We start from the raw sequence: 14,180 nt of genomic DNA, 5'->3' as shown, positions 1-14,180 counted from the left end.
GTGTCGGACACACCGTGCCGATCTGATCGAGGCTGGTCGGCGGGGTGGGTAACACGCGGTTTACGTGTATCGGACAGGATGGGTGCATGCCACCTCATTTCATCGACGGGGAACCCCACGAGCACAGCCATGACCGCCCCAAGCGGGAGCGGACGCCCGGTGAACCGGTGCGGATCGGGGTCGGCGGACCGGTCGGTTCGGGTAAGACGGCGCTGGTGGCGGCCCTGTGCCGGCAGCTGCGGGACGAGCTCTCGCTCGCGGTCTTGACCAATGACATCTACACCACCGAGGACGCGGACTTCCTGCGTCGCAATGCGGTCCTGCCCGACGAGCGCATCACCGCCGTGCAGACCGGTGGCTGCCCGCACACCGCCATCCGCGATGACATCACCGCCAACCTGGACGCCATCGACGACCTGATCGAGGCCAACCCGCCCCTGGACCTGATCCTGGTGGAGTCCGGCGGCGATAACCTGACCGCCACCTTCTCCTCCGGCCTGATCGACGCCCAGATCTTCGTGGTCGACGTGGCCGGCGGCGACAAGGTCCCGCGCAAGGGCGGCCCGGGCGTCACCTGGTCGGATCTGCTGGTCATCAACAAAACCGATCTGGCCCCGATGGTCGGCGCGGATCTGAGCGTGATGGACCGGGATTCGACCAAGGTCCGTGAGGGCCGCCCGTTCGTGTTCACCTCGCTGACCGAGGACCCGGCCGCCACCCCGGTGCTGGAGTGGGTTCGCGAGCAGCTGCGCCTGGCCGCCGAACAGGATGCGGGCGTTGCGCATTCGCACTGACCATCCGGTGCGTAGTCGCATCGACTGCATCGGAGCGCGCGGTGCGGACTGAGCTGCGAATCGCCGCGACCGCCGGCGCCCTGCCGCATATTCACGCGGTGGGCGGGCTGTCGGCGCGGCGCACCGGCGTGGACACCGTGCATTTCATCGGCACGGCTGCCACGCCGTTGGGCGGCGACGTGCTCGACATCTTCGTGATCGTCGGCCCCGGCGCGACCCTGAACGTGCGCTCGGTGGCCGCGACCATCGCACTCCCGGGCCGGGAGACCCTGAAATCGCTGGCCCGCTGGCATTTCGAGGTCGCGGCGGGCGGCACCCTGGATTTCGATCCCGAGCCGACCGTGGTCGCGGGCGGCGCCGAGCATGAAACCCTGACCTCGGTGCGGCTGGCCGAAGGCGCGCGACTGCGGCTGCGTGAGCGCGTGCAGATCGGCCGCACGGGCGAGGAGCACGGCTACTGGTCCGGCACGCTGGATGCCGATCTCGGCGAAATCCCCTTGCTCCGGCACCGTTTGGACCTGGGCGCGGACGCGGCGACCGACGACGCCCTCGCGGCCCCGCGGGCAGTGGAGAGCGTTCTCACCTATCCGGATGATCGCTCTGCCGAAACCACCGGGATGGACGCGGCGCTACTGCCCCTGGCCGCGGGCGGCTCGCTCTACACCCGCACCGCAACCCTGTTGCGCGTCTAGCGTTTACACCTCGTGCACATTCACCCCGTGCACAGCCGCGCGGCGGGAACCGGACCTCACCCCCGGTTCCCGCCGCGCGGTTATCCGCTGCAATGAGCGACGGTCGTCGGACCGAAATCAGCTGGCGACGACACGTGGTGGAGCGTTGAACGCGTTCACCGCACCCACCGCGGCCCCGATCGCCGCACCCGCGACCGCTGCCGGCACGGTGATGACCGCCGCACCCGCCGCCGCGCCGAGCGCCGGACCGGCGACCAGCCCCACGGGGAACAACGGCAGGCCGACCACCAGACCGACGGCCGCGCCGACGGTGGCGGAGGTGAGCGCGAACGGCATCGCCGAACTCGCTCCGGCCAGCGCACCCATGGCCGCGGTGCCGACGGTTTGCCCGGCGATGCGGTCGGATCGGCTGCGCTCCATGCCGATGGAGTCCAGGAAGGTGGCGAGGTTCGCCTCCGTCTGGGCGGCATTGTCATTGATCTGGATCGCTTGTTCGGAATCGATCCAGTTCGGGGCATCGACCTGCACATCGCCGAAGCGGAACTTGCCGGGAGGCGGGGCGATGGGTGGCACGGGCGCCACGGGGACCGGCGGATGCAGCACACCCACCGGGGCCAAGTAGCTCTTGTCCGGGATCGCACGCGACCACTGGATGGAGCTCTTGGTGTCGTTGGGGATTTGCAGGCCCTCGTATGGCATCACGTTCGGCGCGTCGGCCGCCGGCCACTGCTGGGGTGCGTCGTCGTGAGCCGTGACCGCATTCGGCTGGGCCGGCGCCGCATTGGCGGCTCCGGTTCCGACGATCGCCATGACTAGCGGAACCGCTCCCGCTGCCACCACGTTGCCGACCTTGTTGCGATGCGGGTTGAGGGCTCGGTGCTTACCTGCGGCCATGCACGACCTTTCTTCCGGGGAACATCGACGCCCGACATTCGGACCCGTCGGTCACCTGGATTGGTATGCGTCCGGAAGACCCGAAAGGTTTGTTTTTGCCGAAAGTTAGCCAACTGCTGGGAAATTCACCCAAAAGGGCCGGGACCCCTGGAAGAGGCCCCGGCCCTGGCTGAATCGCCGTCATACGACGGAGGTGTTGCTACGACGTCAGGAAGCGACGGTCTCGTCCGCGGCCGCGGCGGTGTTCGCAACCGGCGCGCCCTCGGTGGCCGGAGCCGTGAAACCGTTGACCGCACCCACGGCAGCGCCGATGGTCGCGCCCACGGCAGCGGCGGGCACCGCGACCAGCGACACGCCCGCGGTGGCCCCGATGGCCGGGCCGAAGACCCAGCCGGCGGGCGCGAACGGCGTGCCGACCATGGCCCCGACGAACCCGCCCATGACCAGTGCGACGGCCTCGACCGGCGCGGCCGCCCCGACACCCACCGCCGCGCCGACGGCGGCGGTGCCGACGGTCTGGGCCGCGATGCGATCGGACCGGCTGGGCTCGAAGCCCGCCGAATCCAGGGTCTGCGCCAGTTCGGCCTCCGCGGCCGCGGCCACGGCATTGACCTGAGCGGCCTGCTCGGCGGTGAGCCAGGTCGGGATGTCGACCTGGGTGTCACCGAAGCGCAGCTTGCCCTCGGGCGCCGCGATGGGCGCCACCTCGGCGGCCCGCAGCGGATCGGGCGAGCGCAGGTTCTGCGTATCGACCGGTGCCAGCGGCGCATTGGGGATGTCCCGCACGCCGGTGGCGGAGTTGCGGCCCACCCGGACCACGGTCGCCGCGGCCGGGTCGGTCATGGCGCCGGGTTCGGCGGCCATGGCCTGGGCGGCCTTGCCCTCCACGCCGAGCGCGGTGGGGGTGGTGTTCTCCAGGTAGTTCTGCGCACCGTCGGCGAGCGCCTGCGGCACCGGCACGGTGACCTGCCCGAACGGGGTGTCGAGGGTGACCCCCGGCTGGGTCTGGGGAGCCTGGTTCTCCACCATGGCGGGCTGGGTCTCGTCCGGCGAAACCGTTTCCGCCGCAGCGTTTCCGGTATTACCGAAGGCCGCGACCAGCGGGAGCGCGCCCGCGATGGCGAGGGAACCGAGGCGCCGCTTGCGCGGCGAAATCTGATCAACCGGTTGGCGTTTGCCCATGGATGACCTTTCTACGAATGTCGATGGATGTTCGACATTCGGATCCGGCCGGTGTGCCGGATTGGTCGGGACTTGCCGCCCGGTGACGTCGGCGTGTCAGCTCGCGGATTTCTCCGCGGGCTGACCGGTCGGACTGTTCGCCACGGATTTGCCGTTGCCCGTTGGGGATTCGCCGCCGATTTGCTTGTGCAGTTCCCGCGCCTCGTCCGGATCGTCGAGCGCTTCCAGGGCGAGCCGCGCGAACACCCACTGTTCGGTGGCGGCCATCTGCCCGCGATGGCGGCCCAGGAACGAGACGAACCATTCGAGCACGGTGACGAACCGGCTGCGGAAGCCGACCAGGTACCACAGGTGCAGGCCCAGCCACGCCAGCCAGGCGAAGAAGCCGGAGAACTCCAGCTTGCCGACCTGGCACACCGCGTTGAAGCGCGACACGGTGGCCATCGAACCCTTGTCGAAGTACTTGAAAGGCTTGCGCTCCTCGGGCTTCTGGCCGTCCTTCACCTCGGCCTTGATGGCCTTGGCCGCGTACGTGCCGCCCTGGATCGCGCCCTGCGCCTGCCCGGGCACGCCCGGCACCGACATCAGGTCGCCGACCACGAAGACGTTCGGGTAGCCCTTGATGGTCAGATCCTGCTCGACCACGACCCGCCCGGCCCGGTCGATCTCGGTGCCCTTCGACTTCTCGGCGAGGATCTTGCCCAGTTCGCTGGCCTGCACGCCGGCCGACCAGACCTTGCAGGCGCTCTCGATGCGCCGCTCGGAGCCGTCCTTCTCCTTGATGGTCACCCCGCGCGCGTCCACGTTGGTGACCATCGCGTTGAGCTGGATCTCCACGCCCATCTTCTCCAGCCGCTTGGCCGCCTTGCTGCCGAGTTTGGGGCCCATCGGCGCGAGCACCGCGCCGGCGCCCTCGACCAGGATGACGCGCGCGTCGCGGGTGTCGATATTGCGGAAGCTGCCGTCCAGGGTGCGGTCGGCGAGTTCGGCGATCTGCCCGGCCAATTCGACGCCGGTGGGGCCCGCGCCCACGACCACGAAGGTCATGAAACGGTCGCGCGTCTCCTGGTCGGTGGCGAGTTCGGCCTCTTCGAAGGAGCCCAGGATGCGCGCGCGCAGTTCCAGCGCGTCGTCGATGGTCTTCATACCGGGCGCGTAGGTGGCGAAGTGATCGTTGCCGAAGTACGACTGCTGCGCGCCGGTGGCGACGATGAGCGAGTCGAACGGAGTCACGGTGTCGGAGTTGAGCAGTCGCGAGGTGACGGTGCCGCCGTCGAGGTCGATATCGTTGACCTCGCCCATGATGACCCGCACGTTCTCCTGCTTGCGCAGCACGATGCGGGTGGCGGGCGCGATCTCGCCGACCGACAGGATGCCGGTGGCCACCTGGTACAGCAGTGGCTGGAACAGGTGCGTGGAGGTCTTGGAGATGAGGGTGATGTCGACGTCGGCCTTGCGCAGGTGCTTGCAGGCGAAGAGGCCACCGAAACCGGACCCGATCACCACCACCCGATGGCGCTGTGCGACGGATTTATCGGCGTTCATCTAGTCCCTGCTCCTAGCCAGACGGTGAAACTACGACACTTCACGCCCAAGGGTAGTAGGGCGTGAGGCACGAGGACCAATCAGGACCAATCGGAAAACGGACGATCACGACAACTACCCCGAAAATACAATATGGACGGTCGGTCAGGGTGGAATGTCGTGATCGTCGCGAACGGTCGTGTCGGTACCGAGACCGGTCAGCGCCCGGCGAGCAGGAGTTTGGCGAGCTGCGTGGTGGTTTCGGAGCCTTCCACGTAGCCGCCCTCATTGCCCTGCTCGGTCATGATGGCGAGGGTGTAGCGCTCGTTCGGGCCCGCGAAGCCGACCGAATTGACCACCCAGCCGCCGACCTCGTTGGACCAGCCGTTCTTCAGGCCGGGGTTCATCGACGCGCCCGCACCCCACACGCCCCAGTGCTGGTTGGTGTCCACCCGGCGCATGCGATCGATCAGGTAGGCGCGGTCGTCGGGGTGCATGCGGGTCAGGATGTCGTCCATCAGCCGGTCCAGGTCGGCCGGGCTGCACTGCTGGAAACCCCAGTCCGGGAACAGCTTCGTCTGCTCGATGGTGGTGGTCGGCGGCAGCGGCACCAATCCGGACATGCCGTTGGCGCGGAAGGCGTTGTTGAACGACATCCGATCGATGCCCGCGTACTTGTTCCACAGCACGTCGGCGGCATGGTCGTTGGAGGTTGCCAGCATCGACTCGAGCAGGGCGCGGTCCCCGCCGTCCAGGTTGATGGCGCCCACCCGGGCGCGATTCAGCAGATCCTCCGCGATCGCCAGTTTGATGGTGGAGGCGGTCCAGAACATGGTGTCCGCGTTGCCATTCCGGTAAATGCCGCCGCTCACCCGGTCGCGCAGTACATAACCGGTGACGCCGGGGCGCGAGCGCAGATAGTTGTCGGCCGCGGTGATGCGATTGGACATATCGCAGTCGAAGCCCGGCAGGCAGCCCTGGGTGGCCACCGGCTGGGCTTCCGCGTTCAGGGTGAATACCGGGGCAGCCGGGATCAATACCGCCGCTGCGAGGACACAGGTCGAGGTGGCCACGCGCCGGGCCATCGGAGAACGCACGAAGAGACACAATAGACATCACAAAGGGTGCTTTGCACGTCTTGAGCTCAGATACCTCGTGTGTTATCGAATCGACGCTCGCGCACGGGGTTTCGATGTCCTAGCGGAAAGCCGCGCGTAGTTCTTCGATGCTGCGCCCGTTGAGGCGATAGCAGTGCTCGAACGCCTCGGTGTGATGGTCGCGCGGCCAAGCGGCCAATACGACGCCGCGCCCGTAGTGGCGCGAGTTGATCAGCTCCCAGCGCTCACCGACTCGGCGGACCGTGAAACCGGTTCTGGGAACCAGGGGAATCACCGACGCAGACATCGACGCTAACCAGCCTTTCACTACCACTTTCCGGCCTCCACCCGAAAGGCACTGTCGCATACCACAGTCGAATTCCCCAGTGACGCGCCCTAGCAAATCCGAGGCGTGTGGCGGGTGTCACCCGGCGAGCCGGGGCACCCGGTGTTTGCATGTCGTTCGCCGACTGTATAAACACAGCTCGTGCACATTCATCGGGCCGAGCGTGCGGACACGCTCGCCGACGCGCTGGCCGAGCTGCTCGCCGATCCGCTCGGCGACCCGTTCACCCCCGAGGTGGTCGCGGTGCCGGCCAAGGGGATCGAGCGCTGGCTGAATCAGCGGCTGGCGACGGTTCTGGGTAGCGGGTCGTATGCCGACGGGATTTCGGCGAATATCGACTTCGCGGATCCGGCCGGGCTGGTGGGTGCGGTGCTGGCCGAGGCGACCGGGATCGATCCGGAGCAGGATCCGTGGGCGCCGGAGCGCTCGGTGTGGGCGTTGCTGCCGGTGCTCGACGAGGTGCTCCGCGAACCGTGGGCCGGGGTGCTGGCGCGCCATCTCGGGAACGGGGACGCCGGGCAGTATCGGGTCGGGCGGCGGTACGCGACGGCCGCCCGGATCGCGGGGCTGTTCGATACGTATGCGGCGCAACGGCCCGCCATGATTCTGGACTGGGCGGCCGGTATCGACAGCGACGGCGCGGGGGCTCGGGGGACCGGCGATCGGGACGCGTGGACGGGCGGATCGTTCGGTGGTGCGGCCGCGCGATCCGGCGATGCGGGCGCCGGGCGCGGTGATGGTCTGCTGCCGGAGGATCTGCGGTGGCAGCCGGAGTTGTGGCGGCGGTTGCGGGCGGCGGTGGGGGTGCCGAGTCCGGCCGAACGGCTGGCGGCGGCGTGTGCGCGGCTGCGGGCGGAACCGGCGAGCGTGTCGCTGCCGGAACGGATTTCGCTGTTCGGCGTGACGCGGTTGACTACCGACCAGCTGGAAGTTTTGTCGGCTTTGTCGGTGGGGCGGCAGGTGCATCTGTGGCTGGTGCATCCGTCACCGGCATTGTGGACCAAGCTGGCCGATGCCGAAGTGACGCCGAATTCCGGTGTGCGGGTGCGGCATCCGCTGCTGGCGGCGCTGGGCCGGGATGTGCGGGAACTGCAAGAGCGGCTCGCCGGCTACGACCACATCGACACCTATCACCCGCGCCCCGAGACCGCCGCGCCGCGCACGCTGCTGAGCGAATTGCAGGCCGCCATCCGGCAGGACCGCTGGTCGCTCATGCCCGAACCCGCCCTGGCCGATGGCAGCGTCTCGGTGCACTCCTGTCACGGCGCGGCCCGTCAGGTGGAGGTGCTGCGTGATTGCCTGCTCGGCATTTTCGCCGCCGACCCGGCCCTGCAACCGCGCGATGTGATCGTCATGTGCCCCGATGTGGAGAGCTACGCGCCGCTGGTGCGCGCCGCCTTCGGGCAGTGGTCCCTGGAGGGCGCGGAGCCGGGGCATCCGGCGCACGGGCTGCGGGTGCGGCTCGCCGATCGCGCGCAGCGGGCGGTGAACCCGGTGCTCGGGGTGATCGGCACGCTGCTGGATCTCGCCGACGGCCGCGTCACCGTCACCGAAGTGCTGGATCTCGCTGCGGCGGAACCGGTTCGGCTGCGCTGCGGCTTCGACGACGACGATATCGAGCGGTTGCGCGACTGGGCCGCCGAGACCGGCGCGCGCTGGGGTATCGGGCAGCGGCAGCGGCAGGCGTTCGGGCTCGGCGATTTCGCGCAGAACACCGTCAACGCGGCCGTCGACCGGATCCTGCTCGGTGTGGCGGCCGGGGAATCCAGTGAGGACTGGCTGGATCTGGTGCTGCCCCTGGACGATGTGGACTCCAACGACATCGATCTGGCCGGCCGGTTCGCCGAGTTCGTGGACCGGCTCGCGGTCTGCCTGCGTGACCTGCGCGGGCCGACCCTGGAGGAACCGGCGGGAACGGCACGCCCCGCCGACGAGTGGGCGGCGGTGCTGGGCCGGGCCCTGGACCTGCTCACCGAGGTGTCCTACACCCAGACCTGGATGGGCGTGCAGGCGCGCCGTGAACTCGCCGCCGCACTGGAGTTCGCGGGCCGGACTCCCTTGCGGCTCAGCGATATCGGCGCCCTGCTGCGGGCCCGGCTGTCGGGCCGGGCTTCGCGCGCCAACTTCCGCACCGGCGAGCTGACCGTGTGCAGCATGGTGCCGATGCGTTCGGTGCCGCACCGCGTGGTGGTGCTGCTGGGCCTCGACGACGAGGTCTTCCCGCGCTCGGGCGGTGTCGACGGTGACGATGTGCTGGCCCGGCACCGTTGCCCCGGCGACCGCGACCCGCGCAGCGAGGACCGGCAGCTGCTCCTCGACGCCATCATGGCGGCCGGGGAGCGACTGGTGTTGCTGCACACCGGATCCGATCCGGTGACCGGCGCGCACCGCCCGCCCGCCATCCCGCTCGCCGAAGTCCTGGACACGGTCCGCGCGCACGTCGGCGCCTCCGCCATGGACGCCGTGATCACCCGGCATCCGTTGCAGCCCTTCGACCGCCGCAATTTCCAGCTCGACGCGCCCTTCAGCTTCGACACCGTGGCGCTGGCGGGCGCGCAGGCCGCCGGACGCCCGCCCGTCACCCGCCCCGCGTTCCTGGCCGCCCCGCTCGCGGTCTCCGAACCCGGTGACGTGGAGCTCGCCGACCTGGTCTCCTTCGTCGAACACCCGGTGCGCGCGTTCCTGTGGCAGCGCTTGGGAATTCGAGTCCCCGAGGAGGAAGAGGAGATCGGCGACCGCCTGCCCATCGAACTCGACGGCCTCACCAAATGGAGTATGGGCGAACGCATGCTGTCCGCCCGCCTCACCGGGGTGGACCCCGATATCCTGCGCGCGGCCGAATGGCGCCGCGGCACCCTGCCGCCCTTCGCGCTCGGCGGTGCCGTCCTCGACGAGGTCGAATCCACCGTCGACCGGCTGGTCCGGGTGGCCCAGCCGCTGCACGAAATCCCGGCCCGTACCGTCGATATCGCCGTGGATCTCGGTGACGGCCGCCGTCTCACCGGCACTGTCCCCGATGTTCACGACGACGCGCTGCTGCGCACCACCTACTCCCGTCTGGCCCCCAAACATCGCATCGCCGCCTGGACCCGCCTGCTCGCCCTGGCCGCCGCGGGCTCGCATCAAAGCTGGCGCGCCATCACCATCGGCCGTGGCAAGATGTCCCGTCCCGCATGGCAATCCACGCTGACGGCCCCCAACGCCGCCACCGCGCGCACCCTGCTCCGGGATCTGGTGGCCCTGCGCGATCTGGGACTCACCGAACCCCTGCCCATCGCTCCCGCCGCCTCCTCGGTCTACGCCGAACGCCGCCTGGCCGGCGCCACCTTCGAAGAGGCGCTGCTCGCCGCCGAACAGGAATTCGACGGCGGCAAGGACGGTCCCGGCCGCTTCGGTGAACACACCGACCGCTACCTGCGCTACATCCACGGCCCCGCCCCCCGCTTCCATCACCTCACCGGCGCCCCCGAAACGCACTTGCTGAACTCCGACGCCGAAACCACCCGCTTCGGCGACCTGGCGCGCCGCCTCTGGAATCCGTTGCTCACCAACGAGAATCAAGGCCAGCCGTGAACCCACTCCGCCCACCCGCCGAAAGCAACGGATGACCGACGACCTCTTCTCGCTCACCGACCCGGACACCGACCGCCCCGCCGCCCGCGCGCACCGGCGCGGTGACAGCGCCGGCGGTGCGGGCCGGCACCGCCGGGGCGGGGAACAGGAGAGCCCGGACCTGTTCGCCGCCGACCCCGCCACCGGTGCGGAGGTGGAGGACGCGGCTCACGTCGCCGTCGGCACGCGTGCCGATGACGGATCCGGCACGGAACCCGCCGCGGGCACGCCGGGTGGTGCACGGCAATTCGGCGTCGAGGACGATGACCGGAGCGTGGGTTCGGAAGGGGATGCGGATTTGTTCGGCGGGGCGCTCGGGGGTGTTGCGGAGGTGGTGCGGGACGTGGAGCCGGGTGACGAGGCCGACGGGCGGTTCTCGCTGACCGGGGCGTTGCCGGTGGGGACCACCGTGCTGGAGGCCAGCGCGGGCACCGGGAAGACCTACGCCATCGTGGGGCTGGCGGTGCGGTTCGTGGCCGAAATGGGGGTCGATGTTTCGGAGTTGCTGCTGGTGACGTTCAGCCGGGCGGCCACGCAGGAGCTGCGGGAGCGGACCCGGGATCGGTTCGTGGGAGTGGCTGCGGCGCTGGGGGATCCGGAACGGGCGCGGGCCGAGGGGGATGAGCTGGTTCGGTATCTGGCGCAGGCGAGCCCGTCGGAGGTGACGGCGCGGCGGGAGCGGTTGCTGGCGGCGCTGTCGGATTTCGATTCCGGGACCATCGCGACCACGCACAGCTTCTGCCAGCGGATGCTGGACGAATTGGGGTTGGCGGGGGAGCAGGATCCGGGGGTGCGGCTGGTGGAGAGCATCGAGGATGTGGTCTCGACCGTTGCCGATGATCTTTACCTGAGCCGGTATGCGCGAGGGCAGGCGCCGTTCGGGCCCGCCGATGCGCAGCGGCTGGCGCGGGCGGCCGTGCACGACGGGCACGCGATCCTGGTGCCGGAGACCGAGCTCGAGGACGACCCGGCGGGGGAGCGGGTGGCTTTCGCAGCGGCGGCGCGGGCGGAAACCGCACGGCGCAAACGACTTTCGGGCTTGCGTGACTACGACGATCTGCTCGTGCTGTTGCATGATGTACTCGCCGATCCGGAGCACGGGGAGCGGGCCTGCCGCCGGATCCGGGAGCGGTTCCGGGTGGCGCTGGTGGACGAGTTCCAGGACACCGATCCGTTGCAGTGGGATATCTTGCGGCGTGCTTTCCACGGGCACGCGACGCTGGTGCTGGTAGGCGATCCCAAGCAGGCCATCTACGCGTTCCGTGGCGCGGAGGTGCTCAGCTACCTGGATGCGGTGGCGCACGCGGACAATCGTCTCGAACTGACCACCAACCGGCGCAGTGACGCCGGGCTGCTGTCGGCGCTGCATCATCTGCAAGGCGGAGCGGCCTTGGGGCACAAGGAAATCACCGTGCACAAGGTGGCGGCGACGCGGCCGTTCTCGCGGCTGGCGGGCGAGCCCGAACAGGTGATTCCCTTGCGGCTGCGGTGTTTTCCGCGCACGGGCGCGGGAGCGCTGAACCGGTCCGGGTATCCGACGGTCGGGCGGCAGCGGGAACGGATCGCCGTGGATGTGGCGGCCGATATCGTGCGCCTGCTCGAATCGGGGATGCGTATCGACGCCGGCACCGCCCGCGAAAGGCCCATCGGGCCCGGGGATATCGCGGTTCTGGTGCGCAACCACAACCACTCCGACCTGGTGCGCAAGGAGCTCGAACGCGCCGGGGTGCCGTCGGTGCTCGCGGGCGGGGCGAGCGTATTCGGCATGCCCGCCGCCATCGAATGGCTGTGGGTGCTGCACGCCTTGGAGCAGCCGCACCGCGCCGACCGGGTGCGCCTGGCGGCCGGCACCGCCCTGCTGGGTTTGTCCGCCGCCGAAATCGACGCCGGCGGAGCGGATCTGGTCGGCAGGCTGAGCGCTCAACTGCGCGAATCGGCCCGTCTGTTCACCCGCATCGGTTTCGCAGCGGTGTTCGAAAAGCTCAGTGCCGAAACGCGATTGGCTCCCCGCCTGCTCGCTCTCGAAGGCGGCGAACGTCAGCTCACCGACCTGCGGCATATCGCCCAGCTGCTCGACGAAGCCGCCATGCACGAGGGGCTCGGCCTGACCGCCCTCACCCGCTGGCTGGCCGACCGCGTCCGCGACCCGGCCTCCGGCAGCGTTGCCGGTCGCAGCCGCCGCCTGGACCGTGACGCCGCCTCGGTCCAGATCGCCACCGTGCACGCCAGCAAGGGCCTCGAATTCCCCATCGTCTACCTGCCTTTCGCCTGGGACGCCGCCAAGATGCGCAACCCGCCCACCCTGCTCTTCCATGACGAGCAGGGCCGCCGCGTGCTGGATGTGGGCGGCCCCGACGCCGCCGGTTACACCAACCGCCGCCTCTGCGCCGAGGCCGAGGAAGCCTCCGAGGAACTGCGACTGCTCTATGTGGCGCTCACCCGGGCGGGGGCACAGGTGGTCGCCTGGTGGGCACCGGCCTTCGACACCCAGACCGCGCCCCTGCATCGCATGCTGCTGGGCCGGGAACCCGGTAGTCCCGCGGTGGCCGACAAGGCCCCGGTACCCGCCGATTCGGTTGTCCTGACCCGTTTCTCGGAATGGGCGGCCGCTGCCGAACCGGGCGTGATCGCCATCGAACCGGTGACCCGGACCGCCCCCGCACGGCTGCGCCGCGACCACACCGCCACCGCCACCGAAGCCTTGGCCGCCGCCACCTTCGACCGCACCCTCGATCAGGATTGGCGGCGCACTTCCTACTCGGCCCTCACCGCCGGCGCCCACGACGCCATGCCCGCCGGGGACGTCCCCGACGGTCGCGGTATCGCCGACGAACCCGCCACCCCGTCGGTCATCGCCGAAATCGACGTCTTCGCCGGCGCCGCACCATCGTTGATGAACACGCTGCCCTACGGCGCGGAGTTCGGCACCCTCGTCCACGAGGTCCTCGAATACGTCGATACCGACGCCCCCGACCTGGCCGCCGAGATCCGCACCCGCACCGCGTACGCGGTCACCGAGCAGATGTTCGACGCCGACCCGGAGGTCCTCGCGAACGCCCTGCTCGCGGTCATGCACACACCGATCGACTTCGGCACCGCTCGCTCCGGGCAGGCCGGGCAGGCCGGGCAGGCCGGGCAGGCTGGGCAGGCCGGGCAGGCCGGGCAGGCTGGGCAGGCCGGGCACGCTGGGCACGGCAGTGGCGCGCCCGTGGCAGATTCCGGCGCTACCGGTGCTGACACGCGGCAGGGCTGTACCTCTGAAGTGGCCGGCGGCAGCAGGCTGGGCACACTGGCGAGCATCCCCACCCGGGATCGCCTGAGCGAACTCGACTTCGAACTGCCCCTGACCGGCGGCGACGATGCCGTGACCGCCCGGGTGACGGTCCCCGACATCGGCGGCCTGCTGCGCCGCCACCTGCCCGCCGACGACATCTTCGCCCCCTATGCCGACCAATTGGCGCACCTCGACGACACCCCGTTGCGCGGCTACCTCACCGGCAGTATCGACGCCGTCCTGCGCGTCCGATCCGCCTCCGGACAGCCGTCTTTCGTCGTGGTCGACTACAAGACCAACCGCCTCGGCACCGGCGACCTCACCGTCGCCCACTACACCCGAGACCGCATGGCCGCCGAGATGATGCGCTCCCACTACCCGCTGCAAGCCATCCTCTATTCCGTTGCCCTGCACCGTTTCCTGCGCTGGCGCCTGCCCGGCTACGACCCCGCCGTCCACCTCGGCGGCATCCGCTATCTGTTCGTGCGCGGCATGATCGGCCCGCAAACCCCGGACGGCGCCGGCGTTTTCGACTGGATGCCGCCACCGGCGATGGTCGAGGAACTTTCCCTCTTGCTCGCCGGGGCCGAGGTGGGCCGATGACCGGCTCGGGCAGTACGCGATGCGAAAAGCTCGTCGCGGAAGGTTCAACCGAGCGGAGCACCTGTCTTCGCCGCGTTCGGCATGGCCGGGCGGCGAACTTCGGGCGGCTGCGGTGTCTTCGAACGGAGACCGCTGTCGTGACCATGCGGTGCCTGGGAAAGG

Annotated in this window: 9 protein-coding genes; 4 read left to right on the top strand and 5 right to left on the bottom strand. The window is 69.8% G+C overall.

Going from position 1 to position 14,180, the window contains the following annotated elements; translation table 11 throughout:
• The first annotated feature begins 86 nt into the window (after positions 1-86).
• Both ureG and NI1_RS18765 read left to right on the top strand, forming a co-directional pair.
• Complete coding sequence (gene ureG, locus NI1_RS18770; protein WP_067821958.1) at positions 87-794, top strand: urease accessory protein UreG; 708 nt, start codon at positions 87-89, stop codon at positions 792-794.
• A 41-nt stretch (positions 795-835) separates the two neighbouring features.
• On the top strand, positions 836-1,486 hold the full coding sequence (locus NI1_RS18765) for an urease accessory protein UreD (protein ID WP_067821954.1): 651 nt from the start codon (positions 836-838) through the stop codon (positions 1,484-1,486).
• Between the two features lie 117 nt (positions 1,487-1,603).
• Here the strand turns inward: NI1_RS18765 and NI1_RS18760 are convergent, their stop codons facing one another.
• From NI1_RS18760 to NI1_RS18740, 5 genes are all read right to left on the bottom strand, one after another.
• Entirely contained in the window at positions 1,604-2,380 is a 777-nt protein-coding gene (locus tag NI1_RS18760; protein WP_067821953.1) for a hypothetical protein, read from the bottom strand.
• Positions 2,381-2,587: 207 nt separating this feature from the next.
• Entirely contained in the window at positions 2,588-3,562 is a 975-nt protein-coding gene (locus tag NI1_RS18755; protein WP_067821951.1) for a hypothetical protein, read from the bottom strand.
• Between the two features lie 96 nt (positions 3,563-3,658).
• Positions 3,659-5,107 carry an NAD(P)/FAD-dependent oxidoreductase gene (locus tag NI1_RS18750; protein ID WP_084523390.1) on the bottom strand — a complete coding sequence of 483 codons (1,449 nt, stop codon included), beginning with the start codon at positions 5,105-5,107 and terminating at the stop codon, positions 3,659-3,661.
• Positions 5,108-5,304: 197 nt separating this feature from the next.
• A complete protein-coding gene (locus NI1_RS18745) occupies positions 5,305-6,183 on the bottom strand; it encodes a serine hydrolase (protein WP_439957276.1) in 879 nt (292 codons plus the stop codon).
• A gap of 100 nt (positions 6,184-6,283) precedes the next feature.
• Positions 6,284-6,490, bottom strand: a complete 207-nt coding sequence (locus NI1_RS18740) for a hypothetical protein (RefSeq protein ID WP_067822670.1) — start codon at positions 6,488-6,490, stop codon at positions 6,284-6,286.
• A 180-nt stretch (positions 6,491-6,670) separates the two neighbouring features.
• On the opposite strand from NI1_RS18740, the gene recC reads away from it, so the two are divergent.
• Positions 6,671-10,102 (top strand): exodeoxyribonuclease V subunit gamma, encoded by a 3,432-nt coding sequence (gene recC / locus NI1_RS18735; protein WP_067821946.1) that lies wholly within the window; start codon positions 6,671-6,673, stop codon positions 10,100-10,102.
• A 31-nt stretch (positions 10,103-10,133) separates the two neighbouring features.
• Entirely contained in the window at positions 10,134-14,018 is a 3,885-nt protein-coding gene (locus NI1_RS18730; protein WP_245663286.1) for a UvrD-helicase domain-containing protein, read from the top strand.
• Positions 14,019-14,180: the final 162 nt, after the last annotated feature.

It is taken from the genome of Nocardia inohanensis NBRC 100128 (assembly GCF_001612945.1).
GTDB lineage: Bacteria > Actinomycetota > Actinomycetes > Mycobacteriales > Mycobacteriaceae > Nocardia > Nocardia inohanensis.
This window is presented reverse-complemented; position numbering and strand designations above follow the sequence as displayed.

Coding starts and splice junctions, on each gene's coding strand:
- NI1_RS18740 (WP_067822670.1), bottom strand. CDS start 6,490: ATGTCTGCGTCGGTGATTCCCCTGGTTCCCAGAACCGGTTTCACGGTC.
- NI1_RS18755 (WP_067821951.1), bottom strand. CDS start 3,562: ATGGGCAAACGCCAACCGGTTGATCAGATTTCGCCGCGCAAGCGGCGC.
- NI1_RS18750 (WP_084523390.1), bottom strand. CDS start 5,107: ATGAACGCCGATAAATCCGTCGCACAGCGCCATCGGGTGGTGGTGATC.
- NI1_RS18730 (WP_245663286.1), top strand. CDS start 10,134: ATGACCGACGACCTCTTCTCGCTCACCGACCCGGACACCGACCGCCCC.
- ureG (WP_067821958.1), top strand. CDS start 87: ATGCCACCTCATTTCATCGACGGGGAACCCCACGAGCACAGCCATGAC.
- NI1_RS18760 (WP_067821953.1), bottom strand. CDS start 2,380: ATGGCCGCAGGTAAGCACCGAGCCCTCAACCCGCATCGCAACAAGGTC.